At 72.3% G+C, this 25,912-nt stretch carries 26 protein-coding genes; 14 read left to right on the top strand and 12 right to left on the bottom strand.

Features of this window, described 5'->3' with window-relative positions:
- Positions 1 to 18 precede the first annotated feature (18 nt).
- The 9 genes from dusA to ACG04Q_RS07050 all read left to right on the top strand — a co-directional run bounded on the left by dusA (position 19) and on the right by ACG04Q_RS07050 (position 9,315).
- Positions 19 to 966: a tRNA dihydrouridine(20/20a) synthase DusA gene (dusA, locus tag ACG04Q_RS07090; RefSeq protein ID WP_394510482.1), complete on the top strand. Its 948-nt coding sequence runs from the start codon at positions 19 to 21 to the stop codon at positions 964 to 966.
- A complete protein-coding gene (locus ACG04Q_RS07085; RefSeq protein WP_394510195.1) occupies positions 963 to 1,538 on the top strand; it encodes a methylated-DNA--[protein]-cysteine S-methyltransferase in 576 nt (191 codons plus the stop codon). Before dusA ends, ACG04Q_RS07085 begins: the two co-directional genes overlap by 4 nt.
- Before the next feature lie 167 nt (positions 1,539 to 1,705).
- Entirely contained in the window at positions 1,706 to 2,818 is a 1,113-nt protein-coding gene (locus ACG04Q_RS07080; RefSeq protein ID WP_394510194.1) for a hypothetical protein, read from the top strand.
- A gap of 47 nt (positions 2,819 to 2,865) precedes the next feature.
- Positions 2,866 to 4,119, top strand: coding sequence for a DEAD/DEAH box helicase (locus ACG04Q_RS07075; protein WP_394510193.1), 1,254 nt, complete (start codon positions 2,866 to 2,868; stop codon positions 4,117 to 4,119).
- Positions 4,109 to 4,579 carry a CYTH domain-containing protein gene (locus ACG04Q_RS07070; protein ID WP_394510192.1) on the top strand — a complete coding sequence of 157 codons (471 nt, stop codon included), beginning with the start codon at positions 4,109 to 4,111 and terminating at the stop codon, positions 4,577 to 4,579. The genes ACG04Q_RS07075 and ACG04Q_RS07070 overlap by 11 nt, the downstream gene beginning before the upstream one ends.
- 117 nt (positions 4,580 to 4,696) lie before the next feature.
- A complete protein-coding gene (locus ACG04Q_RS07065) occupies positions 4,697 to 5,206 on the top strand; it encodes a hypothetical protein (protein WP_394510191.1) in 510 nt (169 codons plus the stop codon).
- 120 nt (positions 5,207 to 5,326) lie between these two features.
- Entirely contained in the window at positions 5,327 to 7,426 is a 2,100-nt protein-coding gene (locus ACG04Q_RS07060) for a TonB-dependent receptor (RefSeq protein WP_394510190.1), read from the top strand.
- Positions 7,427 to 7,476: 50 nt separating this feature from the next.
- The gene (locus ACG04Q_RS07055) at positions 7,477 to 8,457 is read left to right on the top strand and encodes a hypothetical protein (RefSeq protein ID WP_394510189.1); all 981 of its coding nucleotides are present in this window, start codon (positions 7,477 to 7,479) and stop codon (positions 8,455 to 8,457) included.
- Between the two features lie 66 nt (positions 8,458 to 8,523).
- Entirely contained in the window at positions 8,524 to 9,315 is a 792-nt protein-coding gene (locus tag ACG04Q_RS07050) for a substrate-binding periplasmic protein (RefSeq protein WP_394510188.1), read from the top strand.
- Here the strand turns inward: ACG04Q_RS07050 and ACG04Q_RS07045 are convergent, their stop codons facing one another.
- From ACG04Q_RS07045 to ACG04Q_RS07035, 3 genes are all read right to left on the bottom strand, one after another.
- A complete protein-coding gene (locus tag ACG04Q_RS07045; RefSeq protein WP_394510187.1) occupies positions 9,316 to 10,293 on the bottom strand; it encodes a recombination-associated protein RdgC in 978 nt (325 codons plus the stop codon). It abuts the gene before it with no gap.
- 61 nt (positions 10,294 to 10,354) lie between these two features.
- On the bottom strand, positions 10,355 to 11,677 hold the full coding sequence (locus ACG04Q_RS07040; protein ID WP_394510186.1) for a PEP-CTERM sorting domain-containing protein: 1,323 nt from the start codon (positions 11,675 to 11,677) through the stop codon (positions 10,355 to 10,357).
- An 80-nt stretch (positions 11,678 to 11,757) separates the two neighbouring features.
- Positions 11,758 to 12,399 (bottom strand): DsbA family oxidoreductase, encoded by a 642-nt coding sequence (locus tag ACG04Q_RS07035; RefSeq protein WP_394510185.1) that lies wholly within the window; start codon positions 12,397 to 12,399, stop codon positions 11,758 to 11,760.
- A gap of 151 nt (positions 12,400 to 12,550) precedes the next feature.
- Here ACG04Q_RS07035 and ACG04Q_RS07030 point away from each other — a divergent pair, with 151 nt between their 5' ends.
- The 5 genes from ACG04Q_RS07030 to ACG04Q_RS07010 are packed head-to-tail and all read left to right on the top strand — an operon-like array spanning position 12,551 to position 17,423.
- Entirely contained in the window at positions 12,551 to 13,849 is a 1,299-nt protein-coding gene (locus tag ACG04Q_RS07030) for a porin (protein ID WP_394510184.1), read from the top strand.
- Between the two features lie 5 nt (positions 13,850 to 13,854).
- Positions 13,855 to 14,304, top strand: coding sequence for a hypothetical protein (locus tag ACG04Q_RS07025; RefSeq protein WP_394510183.1), 450 nt, complete (start codon positions 13,855 to 13,857; stop codon positions 14,302 to 14,304).
- Positions 14,301 to 15,911 carry a diguanylate cyclase domain-containing protein gene (locus ACG04Q_RS07020; protein ID WP_394510182.1) on the top strand — a complete coding sequence of 537 codons (1,611 nt, stop codon included), beginning with the start codon at positions 14,301 to 14,303 and terminating at the stop codon, positions 15,909 to 15,911. Before ACG04Q_RS07025 ends, ACG04Q_RS07020 begins: the two co-directional genes overlap by 4 nt.
- 16 nt (positions 15,912 to 15,927) lie before the next feature.
- Complete coding sequence (gene yghU / locus ACG04Q_RS07015; RefSeq protein ID WP_394510181.1) at positions 15,928 to 16,797, top strand: glutathione-dependent disulfide-bond oxidoreductase; 870 nt, start codon at positions 15,928 to 15,930, stop codon at positions 16,795 to 16,797.
- Positions 16,794 to 17,423 (top strand): glutathione S-transferase family protein, encoded by a 630-nt coding sequence (locus ACG04Q_RS07010; RefSeq protein WP_394510180.1) that lies wholly within the window; start codon positions 16,794 to 16,796, stop codon positions 17,421 to 17,423. Before yghU ends, ACG04Q_RS07010 begins: the two co-directional genes overlap by 4 nt.
- Here ACG04Q_RS07010 and ACG04Q_RS07005 read toward each other — a convergent pair.
- The 9 genes from ACG04Q_RS07005 to ACG04Q_RS06965 form a co-directional block, all read right to left on the bottom strand.
- Positions 17,350 to 17,799, bottom strand: a complete 450-nt coding sequence (locus ACG04Q_RS07005; RefSeq protein WP_394510481.1) for a ribosomal maturation YjgA family protein — start codon at positions 17,797 to 17,799, stop codon at positions 17,350 to 17,352. The two genes, ACG04Q_RS07010 and ACG04Q_RS07005, sit on opposite strands and share 74 nt — an antisense overlap.
- A gap of 23 nt (positions 17,800 to 17,822) precedes the next feature.
- Entirely contained in the window at positions 17,823 to 18,803 is a 981-nt protein-coding gene (locus ACG04Q_RS07000; RefSeq protein WP_394510179.1) for a succinylglutamate desuccinylase/aspartoacylase family protein, read from the bottom strand.
- A gap of 3 nt (positions 18,804 to 18,806) precedes the next feature.
- Entirely contained in the window at positions 18,807 to 19,640 is an 834-nt protein-coding gene (locus ACG04Q_RS06995) for a PIG-L deacetylase family protein (protein WP_394510178.1), read from the bottom strand.
- Positions 19,641 to 19,649: 9 nt separating this feature from the next.
- Positions 19,650 to 20,537 carry a DMT family transporter gene (locus ACG04Q_RS06990; RefSeq protein ID WP_394510177.1) on the bottom strand — a complete coding sequence of 296 codons (888 nt, stop codon included), beginning with the start codon at positions 20,535 to 20,537 and terminating at the stop codon, positions 19,650 to 19,652.
- 229 nt (positions 20,538 to 20,766) lie between these two features.
- The gene (locus ACG04Q_RS06985; RefSeq protein ID WP_394510176.1) at positions 20,767 to 21,915 is read right to left on the bottom strand and encodes an esterase-like activity of phytase family protein; all 1,149 of its coding nucleotides are present in this window, start codon (positions 21,913 to 21,915) and stop codon (positions 20,767 to 20,769) included.
- Positions 21,916 to 21,918: 3 nt separating this feature from the next.
- Positions 21,919 to 23,235, bottom strand: a complete 1,317-nt coding sequence (gene aptA, locus ACG04Q_RS06980) for an omega-aminotransferase AptA (RefSeq protein ID WP_394510175.1) — start codon at positions 23,233 to 23,235, stop codon at positions 21,919 to 21,921.
- A gap of 37 nt (positions 23,236 to 23,272) precedes the next feature.
- A complete protein-coding gene (locus tag ACG04Q_RS06975; RefSeq protein WP_394510174.1) occupies positions 23,273 to 24,190 on the bottom strand; it encodes a DMT family transporter in 918 nt (305 codons plus the stop codon).
- 10 nt (positions 24,191 to 24,200) lie between these two features.
- Entirely contained in the window at positions 24,201 to 24,980 is a 780-nt protein-coding gene (locus ACG04Q_RS06970; RefSeq protein WP_394510173.1) for a ferritin-like domain-containing protein, read from the bottom strand.
- Positions 24,981 to 25,000: 20 nt separating this feature from the next.
- A complete protein-coding gene (locus tag ACG04Q_RS06965) occupies positions 25,001 to 25,888 on the bottom strand; it encodes a hypothetical protein (protein WP_394510172.1) in 888 nt (295 codons plus the stop codon).
- Positions 25,889 to 25,912 lie beyond the last annotated feature (24 nt).

Genomic DNA, 25,912 nt, shown 5'->3' with positions numbered 1-25,912 from the left:
CGCCTGTCCGTCGCGCCGATGATGGACTGGACCGACCGCCATTGCCGCTACCTGCACCGACTCATCACGCGCCACACGCTGCTCTACACCGAGATGGTGACGACCGGCGCGCTGCTGCATGGCGACCAGCCACGCCATCTCGACTTCAACGCCGAGGAGCACCCTGTCGCGCTGCAGCTGGGCGGCAGCGAGCCGGCCGACCTGGCCGCCTGCGCGCAGCTGGCCGAGCGCTGGGGCTATGACGAGGTCAACCTGAACTGCGGCTGCCCCAGCCCTCGCGTGCAGAAGGGCGCGTTCGGTGCCTGCCTGATGGCCGAGCCGCAGCTGGTGGCCGACTGTGTGAAGGCCATGCGCGATGCGACGACGCTGCCGGTCACCGTCAAGCACCGCATCGGCATCGACAGGAACGAGAGCTACGACTTCGTGCGCGACTTCGTCGGCACGGTCGCCGCGGCCGGCTGCGAGGTGTTCATCGTCCACGCCCGCAATGCCTGGCTGCAGGGCCTGAGCCCGAAGGAAAACCGCGAGATCCCGCCGCTGCGCTATGAACTCGTCGCCCAGCTCAAGCGCGAGTTCCCGCAGCTGACCATCGCCATCAACGGCGGCCTGAAGACGCCCGAGCAGATCGCCGAGCAGCTGCAGCAGCTGGACGGCGTCATGGTCGGCCGCGAGGCCTATCACGAGCCCTGGAGCATGGCGCAGTGGGACTCGCGCTTCTTTGGCCAGCCCGACCCGGCGGCCTCGCGCGAGCAGGTGGAGGACGCCTGGCTGGACTACCTCGACCGCCTGCACGCCGCCGGCCGCTCCTGGCCGCATGCGATGCGGCACGCGCTGGGCCTGTGGAATGGCACGCCCGGTGCGCGGCGCTGGCGCCAGGTCTGGAGCGACCACCGGCTGAAGGCGCTGCCGCCGCGGGAGGTCGCCGCCCGCGCGACGGCGGCCCGGTTGGGGCTGGAGCCCGCATGACGGCGCGCTTCGCCGTGTTTGCCACCGCGATCGGCCCGTGCGCCATCGCCTGGCACGGCGAGGCGGAGGAGGGCGTGGCCGGTTCCGCGCTGCCGGCGGCGGAGGTGTCGGCGCTGCGCGCGCTGATGCGGCGTCGCTTCGACGGGGCAGAGGAGGTCTCGCCCGCCGACGCGCCGGCGTCGGTGCGCGTGGCCATCGGCGCGGTGCAGCGCCTGTTGGCGGGCACGACGGCCGATCACCGCGAGCTGCTCGCCATCGTGCTCGACGAGCGGGGCGTGCCGGCCTTCGACCGTCGGGTGCTGGCGCTGACGCGCCAGATCCCGGTGGGCCGGACGCAGACCTACGGTGAACTGGCCACAGCGTTGGGGGAGCCCGGCGCGGCGCGGGCGGTCGGGCGCGCCGAGGGGCACAACCGCTTCGCGCCCATCGTGCCATGTCATCGCGTCATGGGCGCCGGTGGGGCACCCACCGGGTTCTCCGCCCCCGGCGGCCTGGAGACCAAGCGGCGATTGCTGCTGATCGAGGCGCGCGCGGCCGGGCAGCTGGCGGCGGACCAGCAGGCGCTGTTCTAGACGGCGGCTGCCGCTGGCGCTGACGGCGCCGGCCGACGCGGCTCGCGGCCGCCTCCTACGGGCACATGCCCGCGCCGCCGACGGGCGGCCCACCCCGCGGCCCCTCCAATGCCTGTGCCGGCGCGTCGCCCGGTTTCACGGCGTGACGCGCCGTTTCAGGAGCTTGCATGCCCCCCAGCCGCCCCTTGCCGGCACACGCTTGCCTGTCGCTACTCGCGTTGGCCCTGACCGCCTGCGGCGGTGGGGGCGGAGGCGGCACCCCGGCCGGCTCCGCGCCGCTGGCGACGGCGCCCGTCGTGACGACGCCGGCCACGCCCGCGCCGGCCCCGACCCCGACCCCGACGCCGTCTCCCACGCCCGCCACCCCGGAGCCTCCGTTGACGGTGCCGGCGACGCCCGCCAGCGGCGTGCCCTCGGACGCCGCGACACCCCCCGTGAGCACGGTGACCTGCACGTCCGGCGATGTCCTGCTGGCGGCGCCGGCCGTGCTGGCGCTGGTGAACCTGGCCCGCGTCTCGGCCGGCGTGCCGCAGTTCGAACGCCTGCCGGCACTGGAAGGGACGGCCCAGGCCCATGCGCGCTACGTGGCGTTCAATGAGGCCGGGGGCACGGACGAAGTGGCGGGCCAGCCCTGCTTCAGCGGCTCGACGGTGGACCAGCGCCTGGCCGCCGCGGGCGTCAGCCCCGTGCTCCAGGGCGGCGTGCGTGCGCACGGCGAGAGCGTGCTGGGCTTCGACACGATCGCCGGCCAGAGCTATTTCCCGGCCACGGAGCTGGTGGAGCATGCGCTGGACAACCTGTATGGGCGGATGCTGCTGCTGAACCCCGTGGCGCAGCATGTCGGCATCGGCGCCTCGCTGCAGTCCAGGCGCGGCGTGCTGGTGCTGGACACCGCCCGGATCGCCGCGTCGACACCGGCGGCGGCCGACGGCTTTGCCGTGTGGCCGCGCGACACCAGCAGCGGCGTGCCGGTGCGCATGCCGGCCTCCAGCATGAAGCCGCTCGAGGCGGGGCTGTCCGAAGGCTATCCCATCACGCTGCACGCGATGTCGGTGGTGCAGGTCAGCCGCTTCGTGATCACCCGGGCGAGCGACGGCACGCCGGTGGCGGCCACCGTCATCACCAGCGCCAGCGATCGCAACCGGTTCATCGCGGACAACGAGGCCGGGCTGGTGCCGAACGCGCCGCTGGCGGCCGGCACGCAGTACCGCGTGGAGCTCGACGCCACCATCGGTTCGACGGCCGTGCACCGCACCTGGATGTTCACGACCGCGCCTTGAGCGAGGCGGCTGGCCGCAGCCAGCCGCCGGGCCGCGACAATCGGCCCATGTCCTTCGCTTCCCTGGGCCTGTCGCCCGCCTTGCTGCGCGCCGTGCGCGAGCAGGGCTACCACGCTCCCACCGCCGTGCAGTCCGCGGCGCTGCCGCCCATCCTGGCCGGCCGCGACGTGCTCGCGCTCGCGCAGACCGGTGCCGGCAAGACGGCCGCCTTTGCGCTGCCGCTGCTGCAGCGCCTCGTCGCATCGCCGCCGCGCCCGGGGCCGCGTGCGCTGGTGCTGGCGCCCACCCGCGAGCTGGCCGTGCAGACGGCGCAGCTGCTGCGCGAGCTGGCGGCGCTGCTGATGCACCGGCCCCGCGTGGCGCTGGCTTTCGGCGGCGTGTCCATCAATCCGCAGCTGATGGCGCTGCGCGGCGGCTGCGATGTGATGGTGGCCACGCCGGGCCGGCTGCTGGACCTGCTGGACCACAACGGCCTGACGCTGGCCGGCGTCGAGTGCCTGGTGCTGGACGAGGCCGACCGTCTGCTGGGCCAGGGCTTCGCCGACGAGCTGCAGCGCGTGCTGGCGCAGCTGCCGGCGCGGCGCCAGTCGCTGCTGTTCTCCGCCACCTTCCCGCCGGCCGTCGAGGCGCTGGCGGCGCAGCTGCTGCGCGAGCCGGTGCGCATCGATATCGAGGAGGCGCCGCCGCAGATCACGCAGCGCGCCATCCAGCTGGACCGCGCGCAGCGCCTGCCGGCGTTGCGCCAGATGCTGCGCGATGCGGGTTGGCAGCGCGCGCTGGTGTTCGTTGCCAGCCGCTACACGGCCGAGCTGGTGTCCGACAAACTGCATGCCCACGGCTTCAAGGCCGGCGTGCTGCACGGCGAGCTCAGCCAGGGCGCGCGCCGCGACGTGCTGGCGGCGCTGAAGGACGGCAGCGTCGCGGTGCTGGTGGCCACCGACGTGGCCGCGCGCGGCCTGCATGTCGACGCGCTGGACGCCGTCGTCAACTACGAGCTGCCGCGCTCGGCGGCGGACTACACGCACCGCATCGGCCGCACCGGCCGCGCCGGCGCCACGGGCACCGCCGTCAGCTTCATCTGCGCGGACAGCGCCGAGAACGCCGAGAGCCACTTCCGCCTCATCGAGAAGCGGCAGGGCCAGCGCGTGCCGCGCGAGCGCCTGCCCGGCTTCGAGCCGCAGGCCGTGGCCACCGAGGCGCAGGCCACCGGCGGCATCAAGAGCACGACGCGCAAGAGCAAGAAGGACAAGCTGCGCGAGGCTGCAGCGCAGGCAGCTGAAGGCACCCGCGATGGGCATTGAGATCGAACGCAAATTCCTCGTCACCGGCGACGGCTGGCGCCAGCAGGCCACGAGCCGCACCCGCTTCAGCCAGGGCTACCTGAGCCGCGACCCGGCGCGCACGGTGCGCGTGCGCATCGCCGGCGACGCGGCTTTCCTGACCATCAAGGGTGCGACGACCGGCGCCACGCGCGCCGAGTTCGAGTACGCCGTGCCGCTGGCCGACGCGCAGCAGCTGCTGGCGATGTGCGACGGCCCCGTCGTCGAGAAGGTGCGCCACCTGTGCCCGTTCGAGGGCATGACCTGGGAGGTGGACGAGTTCCTGGGCGCCAACGCCGGCCTCGTCGTCGCCGAGATCGAGCTGGACGCCGAAGGGCAGGCGTTCGCGCGCCCGGCCTGGCTGGGCGCCGAGGTGACGGGCGATGCGCGCTACGTCAACGCCAACCTGGCGGTGCGCCCGTTCACGGGCTGGGGCGGTTGACGCACGCATCCGCCCGCGGCCGCGCCGCGTAGGCATGTCATACGCAGGCAACCGAGCGGGCCCAACATCCGCGGTCCGGTGGCTTGCCGCCACCCACTTGCCCGTCACGCCGTCCCCGTGCCTCTCATTCCGTCGTCACTGCTGCACCGCGCGCGCACCGGCATGCTGATGCTGCTGCTGGTGGTGCTGCCGCTGCAGGGCGTGGTGCAGTGGATGGTGGGCCTGCAAGGCCACCGCCACATGCACACGGGCGCCGTGGCCGCGCCGCACGACGGCGTGCTGGCCCGCTTGGCCCAGCCGGTGCGGGCGCTGCTGGACCAGCTGCACGCCGCGCAGGACGCGCGGCTGCAGGGCCCGCGGCTGGGCTGGACGGCCAGCCGCGCCAGCGGCTCGCAGCTGCACGCCCACGGCGGCGTGCTACACCGGCATGCGGCGGACACGGCCGACATCGTGCAGGCGGCCGACGCGCTGGATGACGCGGGGCAGGGCGGCGTCACCGCCTTCCTGGCCTGGCTGCCGGTGGCGCCGGTGCTGCCGCTGCTGGCGGGCGGCGAGCGCCCGGCCACGGCGCACGGGGCCTGGCGCGACCGCATCGTCGCGCCTGCGCTCGCGCCGCCGCGCGGCTGAGGCCTGCGGGCGCGTCACGCGCGCCATCCCCGCCCCTGCCCATGCCTGCCGGTCACGACCTGACCGGCCGGGCCTGCCCGCGCGTGCCTGTGCGCACGCCCGGACCTGCCGAGACTTCCCATGCCCAAGATCCGCCGCAACCAGCCCACGCTGCTGGCCGCCGCCTGCCTGCTCGCCACCACCACCGCCCACGCGCAGACCGCGCCGCCCGTGCTCGTCGCCTCCGCCGTGCTGGAGAAGGTCGAAGTCACCGGCCGCCACTACGACAACGCCATCGGCAGCGCCGATGCCGCGTCGCAAGGCAGCATCCGCGCCGAGCTGCTGAAGAGCCGCCCCGCGCTGCGGCCCGGCGAGGTGCTGGAGTTCGTGCCCGGCGTCATCGTCACGCAGCACTCCGGCGACGGCAAGGCCAACCAGTACTTCCTGCGCGGCTTCAACCTCGACCACGGCACCGACTTCGCCACCACGGTCAACGGCTTGCCGGTCAACATGCCCACGCACGGCCACGGCCAGGGCTACTCGGACCTGAACTTCCTGATCCCCGAGCTGGTCGAGCGCATCGACTACCGCAAGGGCCCGTACTTCGCGACGACGGGCGACTTCTCCGCCGCCGGCTCGGCCGACATCGCCTACCGCCGCACGCTGGACGAGGGCTTCGCCGCGCTGACGCTGGGCCAGCGCCAGTTCCAGCGCTTCGTCGGCGCTGGATCGTCGGCGTTGGGCGGCGGGCTGAACCTGCTCGGCGCCGTCGAGGTGCAGCACAACGACGGCCCGTGGACGCTGGCCGAGCACCTGCGCAAGAGCAACGGCGTCGTCACGCTGTCGGGCGGCACGCGCGCCGAGGGCTGGCGCGCCAGCCTGATGGGCTACGACGCGACATGGCGCTCGACTGACCAGGTGCCCGAGCGGCTCCTCGATGCCGGCGCGTTCAACGGTCGCCCCTTCGGCCGCTTCGACGCCGTGGACAAGAGCGACGGTGGCGAGACCCGCCGCGCCAGCCTGTCCGGCGAATGGCATCGCGTGACGGACGCCGACGCGACGCGCGTCGCGGCCTATGCGATGAATTACCGCCTGAAGCTGTTCTCCAACTTCACCTACGCGCTGGAGCGCCCCGACGACGGCGATCAGTTCCTGCAGCAGGACCGGCGCAGCGTCTACGGCGCCCGTTTCAGCCATGCCGTCGAGCACCGGCTGGGCGGGCTGCCGGCGCGCAGCGAGGTGGGCGCGCAGCTGCGCCACGACCGCATCCGCGTGGGCCTGTTCGACACCGTGGAGCGCCGCATCACCCACACCACGCGCGACGACGAGGTGCGCCAGACGCAACTGGGGCTGTACGGCCAGACCGCCGTCGAGCTGACCTCTTGGCTGCGCGCCATCGCCGGGCTGCGGGCCGACCAGGCGCGCTTCCAGGTCGACAGCCTCACGAACGGTGCCAACTCGGGCCGCAGCTCGGCGCGGCTGTTCTCGCCCAAGCTGTCGCTGATCGCCGGCCCCTGGGCCAGCACCGAGTTCTTCATCAACGCCGGCCGCGGCTTCCACAGCAACGACGCGCGCGGCACCACGGCCACGCGGGACCCGAAGAGCGGCGAGGCCGTCGACAAGGTGCCGGGCCTGGTGGCCGCTCGCGGCCTGGAGCTGGGCGCGCGCACCGAATGGCTGCCGGGCCTGCAGAGCTCGCTGGCGCTGTGGAAGCTGGACTTCGACTCCGAGCTGGTCTACGTGGGCGATGCCGGCGCCACCGAGGCCGGCCGGCCCACGCGGCGCCGCGGCATCGAGTGGAACAACCGCTACGTGCCGGTGCCGTGGCTGCTCATCGACGCCGACCTGGCCTGGACGCATGCCCGCTTCTCCGATGCCGACGCGGCCGGCAACCGCATCCCCAACGCGGTCGACAAGGTCGCGTCCGTCGCCGTCACGCTGCGCGAGCTGGGCCCGTGGTCGGCCAGCCTGCAGTGGCGCTACCTGGGCTCGGGCGCGCTCATCGAGGACAACAGCGTGCGCTCGCGCTCGTCGCTGACGACCAACCTGCGCGTCAGCCGCAAGCTGTGGGACAGGGCCGAGGTGACGCTCGACGTCTTCAACCTGGGCAACCGCAAGGTCAACGACATCGAGTACTTCTACGAGTCGCGGCTGCCGGGCGAGGCCGCGCCGGTGGCCGACCGGCACATCCACCCCGCCGAGCCGCGCACCGTGCGCGTGACCTTCAAACTGGGGTTCTGACGCCTGCCCGGCGGCGCGGATGCTGCCGCCGGCACAGCCCGGAGATGGGGATGAACAGCGACGACTTCGACGCGGTCGAGGCGGGGCGGCGCCTCGGCCACGACCTGCACCGGCTCAGCGCCATCGCACCGCAGGCTGGCTGGCCGCAGGCCGTGCGCGAGGGCTTCACCGCCGCCACTGCGGGGCAGGGCGCGCGGCCGCGCCACGACGACCGCTTCGTGCGCAAGTGGCTGCAGCTGCGGCTGGGCGCGCTGGCCCGCGGTCGGGCGGTGGCGCCCGACGTCACCGTCGAGCTGCTGCGCCGGCTGGATGTCAGCCACTGCCCGGTGACCCGCCAGCCGCTGACGCATGCCACGCGGCTGGGCAGCGACGCGTCGGTGGACCGGCTCAACAACGACGGCGCCTACGCGGCGTCCAACCTGGCGATGCTGTCGGCCCGCGTGAACCGCGCCAAGGGCACGCGCGGCTTCGCCGAGGTGTGGGCGCTGTCGCAACGCGCCGACGCGGCCCACGGCCTCGCGCCCGGCGAGTGGCTGCGCCTGGCCGTGCTGATGCTGGGCCCGGCCCACGCCGACCGGCCGCTGGACGTGCCCGCGCTGCCGCTGTGTGCGCCGCTGCCGCCCACGTCGGTGCGCACGGCGCTGCAGCAGCTGCAGCGGCTGCTGACGCTGAATGCGGGGCAGGCCGCGTCGCGCAACCGGCTGCTGCGCGGCCTGCTGCCGGCTTGCGGCAGCGCGGTGGCCGAGGCGCGGTTGCGGCTGCTGGCCGATGCGGTGCACATGGGGCTGAAGCGGCTGGCGCCGGACGAGCCTTGCTGGGACGTCTGGCTGCAGCCGGGGCTGATGGCGGCGCTGGCTGCGTGGCGCGACGCGCTGGGTGACGGCGCCTGGGCGCGTGTGGCGTGGACGGCCGGCCAGATTGCCGGCGGCCACCCGGTCAACCGCCGCGAGCTGGACCCGTGGCGGCTGGCCACCCGGGGCTATCTGCCGCGTGCCGGCGCGGTTGGCGGCACGCTGGCGGCGGGCCGCTGAAGCCGGCTGCGAACGCCGTGTCTGCAGCCATTGCCAGCGCGCCTGCGGGCAGGCAGCATGGGGCGGATGTCTTTGCTTTTCCTGTCCTGCGCGGTGCCGTCACCGCGCCTGCTGTCCCTGCTGACGGCGCTGACCCTGGCCGCACCGGTCTGCGCCGCCGAGGCACTGGCTCCGCTGCGTGTGGTCTCTGGTGACCTGCCTCCGTTTGCCGTCGACGGCCAGCCGGAGCGCCCCGGTGTGTTGGTGGAGCTTGTCGAACTGCTGCTCAAGCGCTGCGGCCAGCCTGCCCGCGTGGAGTTTTTCCCGTGGGCGCGGGCATTGGCGACGGCGAGCAACCAGCCCCGCATCGCTATCCTGCCGCTGACGCGCACGCCAGAGCGCGACCCGCAGTTCCAGTGGCTGCTCAAGCTGTACGTGCAGCACTTCGTGTTCATCAACCGCAGCGGCCAGCCGCTGGTGGCGGGGCTTGAGCAGGCACGTCAGCTGCGCCTGGCGGTGCTGCGCGGCTCGCCCAATCTGGCGCAGTTGCAGCGCCACGGCTTCAGCACCGGCCAGGTGACGCAGGCCAGCAGCGTCGACGACATGCTGCGCATGCTGGATCGTGGCGTGGTGGACGCGATCTACGGCGGCGACGTCATCAACCTGGACAAGGTGCGCAGCAGCGGACGCGACCCCGCGGCCTACCAGGTGGGCGTCACGCTGGAGTCGGGCGAGATCTGGCTGGCCGCCAGCGCCGGCTTCAGCGACGCCGACCGGCAGCAGCTGAAGGAGGCCCACCAGGCGCTGCTGCGCGAGGGGGCCGTGGAGCGGCTGTTCCGCGCCTATGGCATCAAGCCGCGCGCGGACGACCTGCGCTGATCACCAGGGCGGCGCATCCTCGCTGGCCGCCGCGGTGGGGTCGGGCAGGCTGGCGGGCACCGGGGCCGGAGCGGCGCCGGCGGCAAAGTCGTGCTCGCCGCCCAGGCCCTCGATGAGCGCCGGGATCAGGCCGCTCAACTCGCCGGTGGCCAGCGCCAGGTCGGCGTCGAAGGCTTCGTCGCCGCTGGCCTCGGCGCGGCCCTCGAAGGCCAGGTCCAGGAAGCTGATCTTCTTGATCGCGAAACCCTCGGTCAGCGTGAAGGCGACGCGCTCCTTGTAGGACAGCGCCAGCCGCGTGGGCATCTTGCCGCTGGTCAGGTGGGCGCGCACCTCGTCGATGTCCAGCGGATGGCGGGCGTAGCGCACGACGGGCTTCTGCTCGTCGCTGCCCTTCAACTCGCACTCGCGCTCGATCTGGAAGCCTTCGGGCGTCACGCCGTCCAGCAGCCAGGCGGCCATGCAGGCCGCGGGACTTTCGGCGGTCTGCACCAGCTGCAGGCTCAGGCCGGGGCTGGCCTGGATCAGCATCGTGACGACCTCGTCGGCGCGGCTGCTGGAGCCGGCGTCGACGAACAGCAGGCCTTGCGCGGGCGCGATCCACACCTGCGTGGCCGAGGTCTTCGTGAACGCGCGCGGCAGCAGCTCGTGCGTGGCCTGTTCCTTCAGGTCCTTCTTGGCCTTCTTGCCGGGCTTGCGGCCGGTGGTTTCCTCGATGTGCTCGGCCAGCTCGTCGACGCGCTCCTGCACGACGGAGGACGGCAGCAGCCGTGCCTCGCGCTTGAGCTTGATGAGCCAGTGGCCGTCGACGACCTCGACGAGCGGCGCGTGCTCGACGCCGCGCGGCGGCGCCCAGCCCACGGCCAGCGGTTGGGTGGGGGCGCAGGCCAGGAAGGGTTCCTTGGCGAGTTGTTCGCCGAGCAGTTGGGCGTCGGCCGTCCAGCCTTCGCCGATGCGGTAGGTGATCAGGTTCTTGAACATGGGCGCTGAAGAAACAAGAAGCCCGCCAGCGGCGGGCTTCGGAATGCAGGGCTGGATTGTCTCAGGTCTGGCGCCGCCACCCCACGAGCAGCGCCGCGGCGCCGGCCAGCCACAGGGCATAAGGTGCGGGTTCGGGCACCGCCGTCGTGATGGCCTGCATGGTGCCGGTGAAGCTGCCCGGCGCCACGAAGCTCAGCCCGGTGACGAAGCCGGTCACGTCGAACGCATTCACGTTGGCCGAGGCCTCGATGCCGCGGATCTGGAAACGATCCACGCCGCCGGCGAAGCCGTGGGCGACGAAGTCGAAGCTGGCACCCGCGGCCACGCCGCCAGCGCTGAGCTGCCACGCGCCGGCGTTCCAGGTCCACACCTCGTACAGGCCGTCGCCGACGTTGCTGGCCACCTGCACGGCCTTGAAGTTGGGGTCGCCCGCGCCGGTGGCGTAGCTGAAGCCGGTGGCGACGACGGGGTCGATGAAGGTGATGTGGTCGGGCCCCACGTTGTCGACGTGAAACCCATACACCGGCCCGGCCAAGGCGCCGCTGCTGGTGGGCACAGGTTGCAGTGTCGGCAGTGCGATGTTGCTGACATTGCCGGGCAGCGTGGCCGGGTTGATGGGCGTGAAGTCGAAGTAGGAGCTGGAGCGCGACGCCACCGTGCCGTCGGCGCGGGTGTGGGACAGGTCGATGCTGATGGCGTAGCTGGTGCCGAAGCTCAGCACGCCGGCCGGCAGCGTGAAACTGGTGCTGCCCAGCGCGGGGCTCTGCCAGATCAGGTCGGACTGCTGGAAGCTGGTGGCAGCGCCGAAACGGGCCTCGACGGTGACTGGGTGGCTGGCGTCCTGCACGCGGATGCGCATCTGGTCGATGCCGTTGGGCGTGCTGGCGGGCAGCGTCCAGCTGATCGTGGGCGTGAGGCCGGCGCCGTTGATGCTCATGGACTGCACGAACGGCATGGCGCCCACGTCGCCCAGCGTCGGCGTCCAGATGAAGCTGGTGTTGGCGCGCGGAAAGCCGCTGGAGGCGGACAGCAGCAGCAGCCGGGCGCCGGTCTGCTCCGCGTTGTAGACGGTGGACGCGTAATACTGGTGCGGCAGCAGCGTCCAGTCGCGTTCGAAGAGGCGTTGCTTGACCCAGTCCGGGTCGGTGGCGAAGGCGTCGCAGGTCTTGCCGTTGGGGCAGATGCCGGAGACACCATAGACATAGCTGCTGCCCGCCGGCGGCTGCACGTTCTGCACGCCCCAGACGACGATGTCCCCGGTGGCGTGGTTGCCGCTGTTGGCGCTGTTGGCCTGCCGGATGTAGAACGGGTTCTCGGCGGTGGGCGTGGCGGCCATGGCGGTGGCCGCAGCAAGCATGCCGGTCAGAACGAGGCAGTTCTTCATCGTGAAGCTCCTGGCGAGAGGCCTGGAGCCTAGTGACGACGGGGCCGCCTCACATCCCCAGCGCTGGGGATGCCGGCGCGTCAGCCCTGCGCCATCACCTGGCGCAGCAGCTGCTCGAACACCTCGACCGACTGGCCACCCTGGATCAGGTGGCGCTGGTTCACGACGATGGCCGGTACGGCGTGGATGCCCTGGGCATGCACCTGCGCCTCGGCGTCGGCCACCTCGGCGTCGTAGCGCCGGCTGGCGAGCAGCTCGCGCGCCTGGGCCTCGGGGAGGCCGGCGGCCACGGCCTGTTCCAGCAGCACGGCGGGGTCGGACACATTGCGGCCGTCGGTGAAGTAGGCCTTCAGCAGCCCGACCTTGAGCGCGCGCTGCACGGCGCCGCCGAAGGCCTCGTCCGCCCAGTGCAGCAGGCGATGCGCGTCGCGGGTGTTGTAGATGCGGCTGCGCGCTGCCATGCGGAACTCGAAACCCAGCGCCGCACCGCGCTCGCGGATGGCCTCGCGCGTGCCGGCCAGCTGGGTCGGGCTGGCGCCGTATTTCTCGGCCAGGTGCTCCTCGATGTCCTGCCCGTCGGGGCCCATGCCCGGGTTCAGTTCGAAGGGGTGGAAATGCAGGTCCAGCACCAGCCCAGGGATGCGCGCCGCGGCGGTTTCCAGCGAATACAGCCCGATGGCGCACCAGGGGCAGACGATGTCGGAGATGAAGTCGATACGCATGGCCGGCATTCTCGGCGCCGGGCTTCAACCCCGGCGCTTGCAAGGTGGTCGCAAATGTGACGGGGTTGCAAATGGAGCGGCAGGGGGGCTTGTGAAGCCGGGAAAGACGGGGGCTAATACTTGCTAACTGCACGGCAACACGCTTTCCGCCATGCCCCTCATGCGCTCCGGACATCGCAGCTCCTGGACACGCGGCCTGCTCGCGAGCCTGGCGGCCTGCGCTGGCGCCGCCGCTGCCCAGGAGCCCGAGCGGCCCGCCATGACCGGGTTGCGAATCAGCGGGTTTGGCACGCTGGCCGTCAGCGAAGTGCAGGCGCCCGCGACCTGGGGATTCCGGCGCGAGCTGACCCAGCCCGCCCGGCCGGCCCGGTGGCGCTGGGATGCCGACACCCGGCTGGGCGTGCAGGCGAACGTCAGCGTCGGCCCGTCGCTGGAACTGGTGGCCCAGGGCATCGCCAAGAGGCGTGGCGCCTTCGCCGGGGATGCCGATGCGCTGGAATGGGCCTACGCCAGCTACCGGCCCGATGCTGAATGGACGCTGCGCGCGGGCCGGGTCAATGTCGACACCTTCCTGATGGCGGACTACCGCAACGTCGGGTTCGGCTTCCTCAGCATCCGCCCGCCGGTGGAGTTCTATGCCCGCCTGCCCACCACGCTGGACGGCGGTGATGTCGCGCGCAGCTGGCTGGCTGGCGACGCGCAGTGGCGCGCAAAGCTGCTGGCCGGCGCCACACGCATCGGCGATGTGGACTTCTCCGAGGCTGGCCGGCTGAACTCGGTGCTGGGCGGCATGGTGTCGCGCGAGCAGGGCGGCTGGCTGCTGCGCGCCAGCATTGCCCGGGCGCGTATCGACTTCAGGCAGGACGACGCGCGGCGCTCTGCGCTGGCGGCGCTGGGCCAGCTCGCAGCGCTGCCGCTGCCGGCGGTGGCAGCGCCGGCTCAGCAGTTGCGCGAGCGGCTGGGCGCCAACGGCATCCAGGCGCGGTTCACCGAGGTGGGCCTGCGCTACGAGGGCAGCGCGTGGCAGGGCAGCGCCGAGTTCGTGCATGTGTCGGCCCCACCGCTGACGGTGGAGCGCACGTTCTACGCGATGCTGGGCTATCGATTGGCCGACTGGACACCCTTCGTCGGCCATGGCCGCTCCCGCAATGCGGTTGCCGCGCTTGACGTTCCAGCCTGGCAGCAGGTGCTGACGCCGGTGCTGGGTGCGGCGGCCGCCGCCGAGGCGCAGGGGCTGGGCAAGGCCGTGGTGGCGGTGCTCAATGGTGGCAGGCTGGTGCAGTCCAGCTGGTCGGTGGGCCTGCGCTGGGACTTCCACGCCCAGGCCGCACTGAAGCTGCAGTGGGACCGCGTGAGCGTGGCGCCGGGCGGCGGGGCGTTGTGGGCCGGCGTGGCCGGGCCGCCGGGGCGGGCCCGGGTGGCGACGGCGGCCGTCGACTTCATCTTCTGACCGCCATGGCCGCCTGCCATCGCCGCCACTGCCTCGCCGCCATGCTGCTGGCCCTGCTGCCGGCGCTGCCGGCCCGGGCGGACTTCTACGTGGTCGTGAACGCCAGCAACCCGCAGCGCGCGCTGACACAGAAGGAGGCGGTGGACCTGTTCATGGGCCGCAGCCGCGCCTTTGCCAATGGCGAGCTGGCGCTGATCTTCGACCTGCCGCGCGACCACCCGCGCCGCGCCGCCTTCTACCAGGCGCTGACGGGCATGAGCGCCGCGCAGGTCAACAGTTATTGGTCACGGCTGATGTTTTCGGGCCAGAGCGTGCCGCCACAGTCGCTGCCCGACGAGGCGGCCATGGCGGGCTTGCTGCGCCGCAACCCCAGCGCGTTGGGCTGGCTGGGCCGCGAGCCGACGGAGCCGGGCTTGCGCACGGTGCTGGTCCTGAAGGAGGCGGCCGCCAAATGACGACGCCTGCACCGCGGGTGCGAGGTGCCAACAGCCTGCAGCTGCGCTTCATGCTGCTGGTGTTTGCCAGCGCGACGCTGCTGGCGCTGGTGGCCGCGGGCATTGCCTACCAGCTGGGGCAGGCCCGCGCGCTGGCCAGCAGCCGCAGCAGCGTGCAGGCGCTGGCCACGGCGGTGGAGGCGACGCTGGCCATCGGCGCCTATGCCCGGGACGAGGTGCTGCTGCAGGAGGTGACCGGCGGCCTGGCGCGCAACGAGCTGGTGGATGTGGTGGAGGTGGTGGCCGCCGACGGCCGGGCGCTGGCCAAGGCGGTGCGCAAGGGGGCCAGCGAGCACGCGGACGCGACGCTGCTGACGCGTCCGCTGGTGTCGCCCTTTGACGCGCGGGAGCACCTGGGCCAGCTGCGCATCCGCCTGAACGACGCGCGGGTGCGCGCCGGCGCCAACCAGGAGGCCTACACGCTGGCCGCGGCGATGGCGGGCCAGGCGGCGCTGCTGGCGCTGATGCTGTACCTGCTGGCCGCGCGGCTGGTGTCCAGCCCCATCGTGCGCCTGGCCAGCGCGCTGCGCCGCATGACGCCGGGCAGCGGCGAGCGCTTGCAGACGCCTGACAGCCATGCGGCCGACGAGATCGGCGTGCTGATCGCCGGCGCCAACGCGCTGCTGGACGCCAACGAGCGGCAGCTGCAGACCGAACGCGCGTTGCGGGCCGAGGTGGAGGCGATGGAGGCGCAGTACCGCCAGATCTTCGACGCCAGCAGCGCTGGCATCTTCGTGCTGGACGACGCCGGCCGCCTCATCAACGGCAACCCGACGGTGTCGCGCCTGGTGGGCCTGCCGCTGGACGAGCTGCGCCTGCTGGGCCAGCACGATTTCGTCGGCGGCGTCTTCAGTCGCCCCGAGCAGGTGCGGCAGATGATCGCGGAGGCGGCGCGGCGCGGCGAGACGGTGTCGGCCGACCTGGAGCTGGCGGTGCAGGGCGACCAGCGGCGCTGGGTGCACTGCCTGGTGTCGGTGCCGCGCGAGGGCGCGCGGACGGTGGAGGGCGTCATCTACGACATCACCGAGCGCAAGAGCGACGAGAACGCCGTGCGCCACCTGGCCGAGCATGACGCACTGACGCAGCTGAAGAACCGCGGCGCCGGCCAGACGGTGCTGGCGCGCTTCGTTGCCGATGCGCGCGCCCGTGGCGGCCTGCTCAGCGTGGCTTGCATCGACCTCGATGGCTTCAAGCGGATCAACGACACGCACGGCCATGCGGCTGGCGATGAGGTGCTGGTGGCCTGCGCCGAGCGCATGCGGGCCGCGGTGCGGCGTTCGTCCGATCTCGTGGCGCGCCTGGGCGGCGACGAGTTCCTCGTCGCGCTGCGCGACGTGGGGCCGGGCGACGCGGTGCTGGTGCAGGTCATGCAGGCGCTGCTGGATGGTCTGTCGCGGCCCATCCGGTTGTCCACCGGCGAGGAGGTGAGCGTGGGCGTCAGCATCGGCGTGGCCTGCCTGCCCACGCATGGCACGGAGCCTCGGCTGCTGGTGCGGGCGGCCGACGAGGCGCTCTATCACGTCAAGAAGAATGGGAAATTGGCTTTTGCGCTAGCGTTGCCGGCCTGACATCCCCGACGCATCGATGACCGACTACACCCCGCCCCAGGTCTGGACCTGGAACAAGGCCAACGGCGGCCAGTTCGCCAACATCAACCGCCCCGTCGCCGGGCCCACGCACGACAAGGTGCTGCCGGTCGGCAAACACCCGTTGCAGCTGTACTCGCTGGGCACGCCCAACGGCGTCAAGGTGACCGTCATGCTGGAGGAGCTGCTGGAGGCCGGTCACACGGGCGCCGAGTACGACGCCTGGCTCGTCCGCATCAACGAGGGTGAGCAGTTCGGCAGCGGCTTCGTCGCCGCCAACCCGAACTCCAAGATCCCGGCGCTGGTGGACCGCAGCGGAGCCGAGCCGGTGCGCGTGTTCGAGTCCGGCGCCATCCTCGTGTACCTCGCCGAGAAGTTCGGCGGCGCCTTCCTGCCGGCGGACGGTGCGGCGCGCGCGGAGTGCCTGAGCTGGCTGTTCTGGCAGATGGGCAGCACGCCGTTCCTGGGGGGCGGCTTCGGGCATTTCTATGCCTACGCGCCCACCAAGCAGGAGTACCCCATCGACCGCTACGCGATGGAGGTCAAGCGCCAGCTGGACGTGCTGAACCGCCTGCTGGCCGAGCGCCGGTTTCTTGCGGGCGACGACTACACCGTCGCCGACATGGCCACCTGGCCCTGGTACGGCGCGCTGGCCAAGGGCCAGCTCTACGGCGCGGGCGAGTTCCTGTCCGTGCACGAGTACGGGCACGTCATCCGCTGGGCCGACGAGATCGCGCAGCGCCCGGCCGTGCAGCGCGGCCGCAAGGTCAACCGCACCTGGGGCGAGCCGCACAACCAGCTGCACGAGCGCCATGACGCCAGCGACTTCGAGCTGCGGACGCAGGACAAGCTGGCGCCGGCAGCATGATCACCCTCTACGACTGCGCCACCGCCCCCAGCCCGCGCCGCGCGCGCATCCTGCTGGCCGAGAAGCGCGTGCCGCACGAGACCGTGCAGGTGGACCTGCGCAGCGGCGAGCAGCTGGGCGAGGCCTTCCGGCGCATCAACCCGCAGTGCACCGTGCCCGCGCTGGTGACCGACGAAGGCCCGGTGCTGACCGACAACGCCGCCATCGCGGCCTACCTGGAGGCGCGCTTCCCCGAGCCACCGCTGCTGGGCCGCACGGCGCTGGACAAGGCCGAGATCGCCGGCTGGCAGTGGCGCGTCGAGTTCGAAGGGCTGGCCGCGATTGCGGAGGCGTTCCGCAACAGCAGCCCGGCGATGGCCGGCCGCGCGCTGACCGGGCCGGTGGACTACGCGCAGATCCCCGAGCTGGCGCAGCGCGGCCTGGCGCGCGTGCAGCGGTTCTTCACGGCGCTGGACGAGCGCCTCGCCGGCCGGGACTTCATCGCGGCTGAGCAGTTCAGCGTTGTCGACATCACGGCCGTCGTGGCCGTGGACTTTGCGCGGGTGGTGAAGATCAAGCCGGGCGACGAGCACCCGCATCTGCGCCGCTGGCGCGAGGCGATGCAGGCGCGCGGCACCATGGGCTGACGCGCAGCAGCAGCGCATCCAGCACGGCGCCCAGCGCCACGCCGACCGTGTAGGCCAGCAGGTCCGGCGCGTGGAAGGTGGAGCCCAGCACGAGGTGCCCGGGCGTCGTGTGCCGCACCGCGTTGATCCAGTCTGCCTGGTAGAGCTGGCTGAACTCGACGGCGAACGACGTGGCCAGCGCCGCGGCGGCCACGCGGCCGACGGGCCATGCGGGCCGCGCGCCACCCCAGAGCAGCAGCACCATCAGCGCCCACAGCGCATCGCCCGGGTACTTGCCGAGCACCTCGGGCAGCAGCCACGGGAACGCGCGCGACGCGAGGCCGGCGGCAATCACCGCCAGGATCAGCACGGCATGCAGCGGCCGGCTCCTGTGCATCACGGCCGCGCTGCCTTCTCCGCTCAGAGCTTGCGGTCGCTGGGGCGCGCCAGGTAGAACCATTCGGTGCCCGGCAGCGACTTGACGTTCGGGAAGACGATGCGCCCCTCGCTGGGCGCCAGCACGGCCTCGCCATTGGCGCGCGTGCCGATCTTCTGGCCGCGCGCGATGGCGTCGAAGCTGGCCCAGGCCTGCTCGAAGCTGTCGCCCATGTCCTCGCGGTCGATGACGTCGTAGAGCTGCAGCACCTCGGGCGGTTGCGCGGGCTGGTGCGCTTGGACGGCGCTCTCGTCCAGCATGCCCAGGAACACCAGCGCGCGCAGGATGGCCAGCCGCGCGACCTCGGGACCTCCTGCGTCCAGGTGCTGGCCGCATTCCAGCGTGATGGCCCAGCCGCCGGTGGAGCGCATGTACTCGGTGGTGCCGACGCCGTAGTGCGGGTCGGAGATCAGCGATGCGCGGCGCGAGCCATCGTGGCTGCGCTGCTGGCGGCGGGCGATGCCCAAGGCGTAGGTCGACAGCCAGCCCTCGACGATGCGCGTGACGCCCAAGGCGGCGGCCAGCGCGGACTCGGTGGCCTCCTGGGAGAACGGCTCCAGCTCACCGCTGTTGTTGCGCGGGCCGATCATCGCGAACGCCGGGCCGTTGCCCTGGAAGCTGTGCAGGTCCAGGATGCCGTCGTGTTGCGCGATCAGCGGGCACAGCACGCGGGCGACGCGGTCCTCGAAGTCCTGCGCAATGACGGGTGGGCGCAGGTTGCGGTTCAGGTTGCGGTCGCCCTCGCGGCGGTTCAGCTGGTTGGCCAGCGGGTTGACGATGGGCACGCAGGTCAGCGTGCCGCGCTTGAGCGTCAGCTCGCCGGCATCCAGCTGCCGAATGATCTCGGTCATCGCCCGGGTGCCGTGGATCTCGTTGCCATGCACCGCCCCGGTCACGAGGAAACGCGGGCCGGGCTGCAGGCCGGCGAACTGGTGGATGCGGATGGAAGTCGGCTGGCTGGACATGGGTCAGTGCGTGAGCAGTGCGGAAGAGAGTGCCCGGTCGGCGGGCAAGACGCGGCGCGGCAGATCGCCCGCAGGCTGGCCGGCGCGGCAGGCGACGAGGCGGTAGAGGGTGGCGAAGGCGAAGTCGGGCGGTGCCTCGCCGGCGCCCAGCACCAGTTCGCCGCCGCGGCGCACGGCGTCGGCCAGGAAGGCCGGCAGGCGCAGGTGATACGGGTTGCGCTCGATCTCGCCCGTGTGCCGCTCCAGCGCGGCGATGAGCCGGGCGGTATCGGCGATGCTGGACTCGACGAGCGCGTTGGGCGCGGCCTGCGTGGACCAGAACTCGGTCAGCGCCAGCACCGTGTCCAGCTTCGCGGCGGCGATGGCCTGCACGACGAGCTGGTGCACGCCGCGGTGGCTGGGGTTGTCATCCAGCGCGTGCGGTGCAAGCACGAGGGCAGGGCGGTGCTCGGCGAGCAGGGCGACCAGGGCTTGCACCTGGCCGGGTTGCACGGCATCGGCGCGCACGTCGGACAGGCCTTGCTCGCCAACGCGCATGCAGCCGAAGCCCAGCACGCCGCAGGCGTCCAGCAGCTCGGCCCAGCGCGCCTCCCGGCGCTCGGCATTGCTGCCCAGCGTGACGGCCACGTTGGTGACGCGCCAGCCGGCTTCCTGGCGCAGCCGCAGCGGCAGCGCGCCGACGATGCATTCGTCGTCGGGATGCGGCGCGAAGATCAGGCAGTGGTCCGGCACGGCCTCGGGCGCCGGTGCGGCGTGGCGGTCCGGCGGGCTGCCCAGCAGGGCGGCGAATCGGGTCAGGTGCTCGCGCCAGCGGGCGAGGTCGGCTTCCAGGGACATGCCGGCATCCTACCGATGCGCCGGTTTCGCCGGCCAGGTGGCCAGCAGCACGCCCGCCAGCGCCAGGCCGTAGGCCAGCGCCTGCTGGGTGGACAGGCCTTCGCCCAGCGCCAGGCCGACGAGCGCGGTTGTGACGGGCAGGAACACGCTGAAGACGCCGGCCTTGGCGGCGGGCAGGCCGCGCAGGCCGGCCATCCACAGCCACACGGTGATGACGCTGGCCGTGGCCGAGTAGTAGGCCAGCAGCCCCCAGTCCTGCACGCGGGGCGCCGAGAAATCGAAGCTCAGGCCCTGCCAGATCGCCAGCGGCGTGACCAGCACCAGCCCCCACAGGTTGATCAACGCGCTGATGCGCTTCGGGCCCAGCCCGGCCGTCAGCTGCTTGCCGATGACGACGTAGCAGGCCTCGCACAGCACGGCGGCGATGAGCAGCAGCGCCCCCACGAGCGTCGTGTCGGCGCCGCCATGCTTGCCGGTGGCCACCAGCGCGATGCCGCCCACGGCGCAGGCGATGCCCGCCAGCGTGCGCGTGCCCAGCTGTTCGCGCAGGAAGACCCGGCTCAGCAGCGCCACCGCCGCCGGGATGCCGGCCATGATGACGCCCGCCACCACGGCCGAGCTCTGCCGCAGGCCGAACAGCATGCAGATGGAGAACAGGAAGTTGCCGAGGAAGGATTCGAGGAACAGCAGCAGCCGCGAGCGCGCATCCAGCGGCGCCTCGTGCGCCGGCTTCTTCAGCCACGGCAGCATCAGCAGCGCCGCAAAGCCGAAGCGCAGGCCGGCCAGCAGAAAGACCGGGAACGCCGCCACCAGCAGCTTGGACAGGCCCACATAGCTGCCCACCAGCGTCATGCTGGTGGCCAGCAGCGCGTAGGAGCGCCAGGGAATGGGATGCATCTGAAGGAGTCTTTCGGGCCGAGCGCCGGGCCGCCCCAAGCCGGCCCGCAGGGCGATGTGCGAGCGGCTCAACGCCGCGAGCATCGCCGTCCCCTCGGGGGCTGAGGCCGGACACATTTTGCCCAGTGGGCACGATGTGCCTGCCGAAGGGCTGCGGCGTGAGACGCAGCGCGGTCTGCAAGACCGACTGGGCGCGCCTGCGTTCAGCGTGGCGCGACCAGGCGAGGGGTCAATCGATCTGCAATGCGATGAATTGCGTGAACTGCGCCGGATTGAAGTTGTTGTCGGACACCAGGATCAGCGTGCGCTTGCCGTCCACCAGCGGCCCGAAGGTGATGCCCTCGATGTTGTCCAGCGCCAGCACGCTGCCGTCGTCGTTGGTCAGCGAGGACAGGTCCAGCAGCATGGTGCGCTTGACCGGCACCACGTCGCGGCCCTTGATGCTGGGCCAGCCGGACACGTCCGTCGCGCCGCGCGTGTCGATGCGGTAGAGCTTGATGGTGTTGCTGGTGGGCTGCTTCGTGGACGCGGCGACGCCGGGCGTCACGGCGCCCACCGCGAAGGCGCGCTCGATGACGATGAACTCGGTGCTGGACAGCGCCAGCATGTCCGGCACGCCGTTGGTGGCGAAGTCGCCCGCGCGGGCCGGCGCGAACGGCACCGGCGCCACGTCGTAGACGTACTCGGCGCCGGGCTTGCCGGTGTCCAGGTCGAACGACAGCATGCGCGCGCGGCTGGGCCGGCCCACCGCGGTGGGCGCGCTGTCCTGCGCGAGGCCGTTCTCGCTCATGGTCCACAGCGTCTTGCCGTCGGGCGTGATGGCCACGCTCTCGAAGGCCAGGTTGTTGTAGACGCCCATGTCGCCCGCGGCCAGGCCGCCGGCGCTGCCCACGGGGTTGTAGTAGCTCGGCACCGCGAACTCGCCGGCCGGGCGGCCATCGGGGTGCATGCGGCGCATCGTCGGGTTCTGCATGCTGCCCGCGCTGCGCTGGCCCTCGTTGGCCCAGTAGATGAGGTTGCGTCGCGTGTCCAGGCGCAGGCTTTCGGGGTCCACCATGTTGCGGCCGAAGGGCTGGCCGTTGGTGTCGAGGACGGTGGTCATGTTGACCCAGCCGACGCCTGCGTCGCCAGGGTCGGCGCTGCGGCGGAACTTGGACAGGTCCAGCGTCAGCTCATAGAAGCGCGCCGGGCCGCGGTCGCTGCGGTCGTCGCAGATGGCCAGGTAGTGGCCGGTGGCGGCGACATAGTCGATGCTGGACAGCCCCCCGATCGGCAGGCCGCGGAAGGTCGCGCTGGTGGGCACGATCTGCTGGCCGAGGTAGCTGAGGTTCTGCGCATGTGCGGACCCTGCAAGCAGCAGGGCGAGTAGCCATTTCATGTTCTATGCGGCGCGGCGCAGGGCGCCTCTGAGGGTGTCGATGATGCGTTCGATGTGGCCGCTCTCGATGATGAGCGGCGGCGACAGCGCGATGGTGTCGCCCGTCGTGCGGATGAGCAGGCCTTGTTCCCAGCAGTCCAGGAAGATGTTGAAGGCGCGCTTGGCCGGCTCGCCGGGCAGGGGCTTGAGTTCGATGCCACCGACCAGGCCGATGTTGCGCACGTCGATGACGTTGGGCTCGTCGCGCAGCGAGTGCAGGGCTTGGGCGAACTCGGCCTGCATTGTCGCCGCACGGGTCAGCAAGCCGTCGTCGGCGTAGGTGTCCAGCGTCGCCAGCGCGGCCGCGCAGGCCAGCGGGTGGGCGGAGTAGGTGTATCCGTGGAAGAACTCGATGAGGTGCTCGGGCCCGGTCATGAAGGCGTCGTGGATCTTCTGCTGCGCGAACACCGCGCCCATCGGCACGCAGCCGTTGGTGATGCCCTTGGCCACCGTCATCAGGTCGGGCGTGACGCCGAAGGTCTGCGCACCGAATGGGTTGCCGGTGCGGCCGAAGCCGGTGATGACCTCGTCGAAGATCAGCAGGATGCCGTGCCTGTCGCAGATCTCGCGCAGCCGTTGCAGGTAGCCGGCCGGCGGGATCAGCACGCCGGTGGAGCCCGCCACCGGCTCGACGATGACGGCGGCGATGGTGGATGCGTCGTGCAGCGCAATGAGGCGCTCCAGGTCGTCGGCGAACTCGGCGCCGTGCGGCGGGATGCCCACGGAGAACGCGTTGCGCGCCGGGTCATGCGTGTGGCGGATGTGGTCCACGCCGGCCAGCAGCGTGCCGAACATCTTGCGGTTGGCCACCATGCCGCCCACCGAGATGCCGCCGAAGTTGACGCCGTGGTAGCCGCGCTCGCGGCCGATGAGCCGCGTGCGGGCGCCTTCGCCGCGCACGCGGTGGTAGGCGATGGCCATCTTCAGCGCCGTCTCCACCGCCTCGGAGCCGGAGTTGGTGAAGAAGATGCGGTTCAGCCCGGCGGGCGTCAGCGCGGCCAGCCGCTCGGCGAGCTCGAAGGCCTTGGGGTGGGCCATCTGGAACGGCGGCGCGAAGTCCAGCTCCGCGGCCTGCTGCTGGATGGCCTGCACGATCTTCGGCCGGTTGTGGCCGGCGTTCACGCACCACAGGCCGGCGATGCCGTCCAGCACCTCGCGGCCCTTGTCGTCGCGGAAGAACATGCCGTCGGCCTGCGTCAGCAGGCGCGGCGCCTGCTTGAACTGCCGGTTGGCCGTGAACGGCATCCAGTAGGCATCCAGCTTGGAAACGTCGGCACTCATGCGGGGCTCCTCCTTGGCAAGGGAGCCCGCAGTCTAGTCAATTTGACGGATTGGTCAGAATCCGCCGGCGCCTCAGCGTGCCGGCCAGCGGCACCAGCTGCACGAGCAGGATGCAGGCCAGCATCAGCCCGCAGCCGGCCAGGCCGGCGGTGTCCAGCCGCTCGCCCAGCAGCACCGCGCCGAAAGCGGCGGCGAACAAGGTCTCGGACGACAGGATGATGGCCGCATCCGCCGCCTGCGCGTAGCGCTGCGCGACGACCTGCGCCGTGAACGCGATGCCCACCGACAGCACGCCCGTGTAGAGGATGGGCCCGGCCGCGGCCTGCAGGCCGGCCCAGCGCACCGGCTCGGTGGCGAAGGCCGCCGCCAGCGACAGCACGCCGCACACGGCGAACTGGCCGCAGGCGACGAGGAAGGGCGCGCCCATGCGGTCGGCCCAGCGGCCCACCATCAGCACGTGCACGGCCCAGGGCACCGCGGAGCCCAGCACCCACAGGTCGCCCAGCCCGATGCGCAGCTCGTGCGCACCCGACAGCAGGAAGGCACCCACCAGGCAGCCGCCGGCCGCCGGCCAGACCGACCAATGCGCCACCTGGCGCAGCAGCAGCCAGGCCAGCACGGGCACCAGCGGCACGTAGACGGCCGTCAGGAAGCCGGCGTTGGTGACGCTGGTGTGCTGGATGCCCACCTGTTGCATGACGGCGCCCAGCGTCATCAGCCCGCCCAGCCCGGCGATGTGCCAGCCGTCGGCCCGCGTCAGCGGCCGGCGTTCGCGGCCCAGCCGCCGCCACTCGGCCATGGCCAGCGGCAGCACGACGGCCGCGCCGATCAGGAAGCGCACGCCGGTGAACAGCAGCGGGCCCACGTCGGCCATGCCTTGCTGCTGGGCGACGAAGGCCGAGCCCCAGATCAGCGCGACGAGGGTGAGAAGGAGATTCGCCTGAATGCGGGTCATGGGGTGGGGGTCATCCGGCCTGCAGCGCGGCCAGCTCGGCCTCGTCGAAACCGGCGGCGCGGCGCGCTTCGAGGTTGAACGGCGCGCGCAGCCTGGGCGCCTGGTAGCGCGCGGCGAGCTCGGCGTAGGTGGCCACCGGCTCCAGCCCGCGCTGCTCGCACAGGAAGCGGTACCAGCGGTTGCCGGCCAGCACGTGGCCCACCTCGTCGTGCAGGATGACGTCGATGATCTCGCCGGCGCGGTGGTCGCCGGCGCCCACCAGCTTGGCGCGCACGGCGGGCGATGCGTCCAGCCCGCGGGCCTCCAGCGTGCGCGGCACCAGCGCGATGCGCGCCAGCAGGTCGTGCTTGGTGCGCTCGGCCATGTCCCACAGCGCGTTGTGGGCATCGAAGTCGCCGTAGTCGAAGCCCAGCGTCACGAGGTGCTCGCGCAGCAGCGTGAAGTGCCTGGCCTCCTCCTGCGCGATGCGCAGCCAGTCGCGGTAGAAGGCGTCGGGCATGCCGGGGAAGCGCCAGCAGACGTCCAGCGCCAGGTTGATGGCGTTGAACTCGATGTGGGCGATGGCATGCACCAGCGCGGCGATGCCGGCCGGCGTGCGCATGGACGGCGGCTTCAGGCGGATGTGCTCGACGAGCTGGGGCCGCGCGGGCCGGCCGGGCACGCCGGCAGGCTCGGCCAGTTGCGCGTCAGGGTCCAGCGGTGCGGTCACGTCCAGCGCCAACGCGGCCGTCGCCTTGGCCAGCGGGTCGGCGAGGCAGAGGATGTGCAGGGCGAGGGCGCGGGCTTCCATGCCCGGGATTATCGGCAGGCTCAGGCGCGCAGCCGGGCGCTGACGAGCGGGTGCCAGAGCCGTTCGTCTTGCAGCGGCGTGTCGGTCGGCAGGCCGGGGTTGCGCAGCGTCAGCCAGCGCCGCTCCGGCAGCGCGGCGCGCTGCAGCTGCGGGCCCAGCCATTGCTCGAACAGCGCGGCGAAGCTGCCGTCGGCCAGCGCCAGGTCCCAGCCGCGCCGCAGCCGCTCGGCCAGTTCGGGCCGGCGCGGGCTGACGAAGAAGTACGACGGCGCCACGTAGGCGATCAGCCAGCCGCCCAGCACGGCCAGCGCCGGCAGTGCGTCGACGAGGGGGTAGACCTCGATGGCGCCCAGCGCGAACAGGTCGATGCGCTCGCGCGTCAGCAGCTCGGGGAAGCTGTCGCGCCGCGTGATGCCCTGCACGGGCCAGCCGTTGGCCTTCAGGATCTGCGTGTCGGGCCAGCTCTCCACCTGGGCCAGGCGCAGCCGGCGGGCTTCGCCCAGGCTGGCGACGCGCTCCAGCTCGGCGCGCCGGCGCGCCAGCGCGATGGGCAGGCGGATGCCGATCAGCCCGCGGTACAGGCACACGCGCACGGCCAGCGCGCGCGCCTCGTGCTGGGCGGTGGTGATGGAGGTGGCGACATCCAGCTCGCCGCCGGCCAGCTGCAGCAGCGCGCGGCTCTGCGACATGGGCGGCGCAAACGCCAGGCGGTAGGGCCCGTGGCTGGCTCGCGTCCGCTCCAGCAGCAGCGTCAGCACGGCCAGCTCGTAGTTGGGCGCGTCCTGCGGCAGCTGCACCAGCGAGTGCCGGATCAGCGACGCCGGCCCGGCCGCGGGCGTGGCGGCGCCCAGCGCTGGCAGCAGGCCCAGTGCGGCCAGGCAGCGCCTGCGGTCGCGGCTCATCGACATGCGGGCAGGGTACCTAAAATCGCT

The organism is Pelomonas lactea (genome assembly GCF_043555885.1).
Classification (GTDB): Bacteria; Pseudomonadota; Gammaproteobacteria; order Burkholderiales; family Burkholderiaceae_C; genus Pelomonas; species Pelomonas lactea.
This window is presented reverse-complemented; position numbering and strand designations above follow the sequence as displayed.

Bases quoted from the DNA above. Each gene is read 5' to 3' on its own strand.
- dusA (WP_394510482.1), top strand. From the start codon at position 19: ATGATGGACTGGACCGACCGCCATTGCCGCTACCTGCACCGACTCATC.
- ACG04Q_RS07085 (WP_394510195.1), top strand. From the start codon at position 963: ATGACGGCGCGCTTCGCCGTGTTTGCCACCGCGATCGGCCCGTGCGCC.
- ACG04Q_RS07080 (WP_394510194.1), top strand. From the start codon at position 1,706: ATGCCCCCCAGCCGCCCCTTGCCGGCACACGCTTGCCTGTCGCTACTC.
- ACG04Q_RS07075 (WP_394510193.1), top strand. From the start codon at position 2,866: ATGTCCTTCGCTTCCCTGGGCCTGTCGCCCGCCTTGCTGCGCGCCGTG.
- ACG04Q_RS07070 (WP_394510192.1), top strand. From the start codon at position 4,109: ATGGGCATTGAGATCGAACGCAAATTCCTCGTCACCGGCGACGGCTGG.
- ACG04Q_RS07060 (WP_394510190.1), top strand. From the start codon at position 5,327: ATGCCCAAGATCCGCCGCAACCAGCCCACGCTGCTGGCCGCCGCCTGC.
- ACG04Q_RS07055 (WP_394510189.1), top strand. From the start codon at position 7,477: ATGAACAGCGACGACTTCGACGCGGTCGAGGCGGGGCGGCGCCTCGGC.
- ACG04Q_RS07050 (WP_394510188.1), top strand. From the start codon at position 8,524: ATGTCTTTGCTTTTCCTGTCCTGCGCGGTGCCGTCACCGCGCCTGCTG.
- ACG04Q_RS07045 (WP_394510187.1), bottom strand. From the start codon at position 10,293: ATGTTCAAGAACCTGATCACCTACCGCATCGGCGAAGGCTGGACGGCC.
- ACG04Q_RS07040 (WP_394510186.1), bottom strand. From the start codon at position 11,677: ATGAAGAACTGCCTCGTTCTGACCGGCATGCTTGCTGCGGCCACCGCC.
- ACG04Q_RS07035 (WP_394510185.1), bottom strand. From the start codon at position 12,399: ATGCGTATCGACTTCATCTCCGACATCGTCTGCCCCTGGTGCGCCATC.
- ACG04Q_RS07030 (WP_394510184.1), top strand. From the start codon at position 12,551: ATGCCCCTCATGCGCTCCGGACATCGCAGCTCCTGGACACGCGGCCTG.
- ACG04Q_RS07025 (WP_394510183.1), top strand. From the start codon at position 13,855: ATGGCCGCCTGCCATCGCCGCCACTGCCTCGCCGCCATGCTGCTGGCC.
- ACG04Q_RS07020 (WP_394510182.1), top strand. From the start codon at position 14,301: ATGACGACGCCTGCACCGCGGGTGCGAGGTGCCAACAGCCTGCAGCTG.
- yghU (WP_394510181.1), top strand. From the start codon at position 15,928: ATGACCGACTACACCCCGCCCCAGGTCTGGACCTGGAACAAGGCCAAC.
- ACG04Q_RS07010 (WP_394510180.1), top strand. From the start codon at position 16,794: ATGATCACCCTCTACGACTGCGCCACCGCCCCCAGCCCGCGCCGCGCG.
- ACG04Q_RS07005 (WP_394510481.1), bottom strand. From the start codon at position 17,799: ATGCACAGGAGCCGGCCGCTGCATGCCGTGCTGATCCTGGCGGTGATT.
- ACG04Q_RS07000 (WP_394510179.1), bottom strand. From the start codon at position 18,803: ATGTCCAGCCAGCCGACTTCCATCCGCATCCACCAGTTCGCCGGCCTG.
- ACG04Q_RS06995 (WP_394510178.1), bottom strand. From the start codon at position 19,640: ATGTCCCTGGAAGCCGACCTCGCCCGCTGGCGCGAGCACCTGACCCGA.
- ACG04Q_RS06990 (WP_394510177.1), bottom strand. From the start codon at position 20,537: ATGCATCCCATTCCCTGGCGCTCCTACGCGCTGCTGGCCACCAGCATG.
- ACG04Q_RS06985 (WP_394510176.1), bottom strand. From the start codon at position 21,915: ATGAAATGGCTACTCGCCCTGCTGCTTGCAGGGTCCGCACATGCGCAG.
- aptA (WP_394510175.1), bottom strand. From the start codon at position 23,235: ATGAGTGCCGACGTTTCCAAGCTGGATGCCTACTGGATGCCGTTCACG.
- ACG04Q_RS06975 (WP_394510174.1), bottom strand. From the start codon at position 24,190: ATGACCCGCATTCAGGCGAATCTCCTTCTCACCCTCGTCGCGCTGATC.
- ACG04Q_RS06970 (WP_394510173.1), bottom strand. From the start codon at position 24,980: ATGGAAGCCCGCGCCCTCGCCCTGCACATCCTCTGCCTCGCCGACCCG.
- ACG04Q_RS06965 (WP_394510172.1), bottom strand. From the start codon at position 25,888: ATGTCGATGAGCCGCGACCGCAGGCGCTGCCTGGCCGCACTGGGCCTG.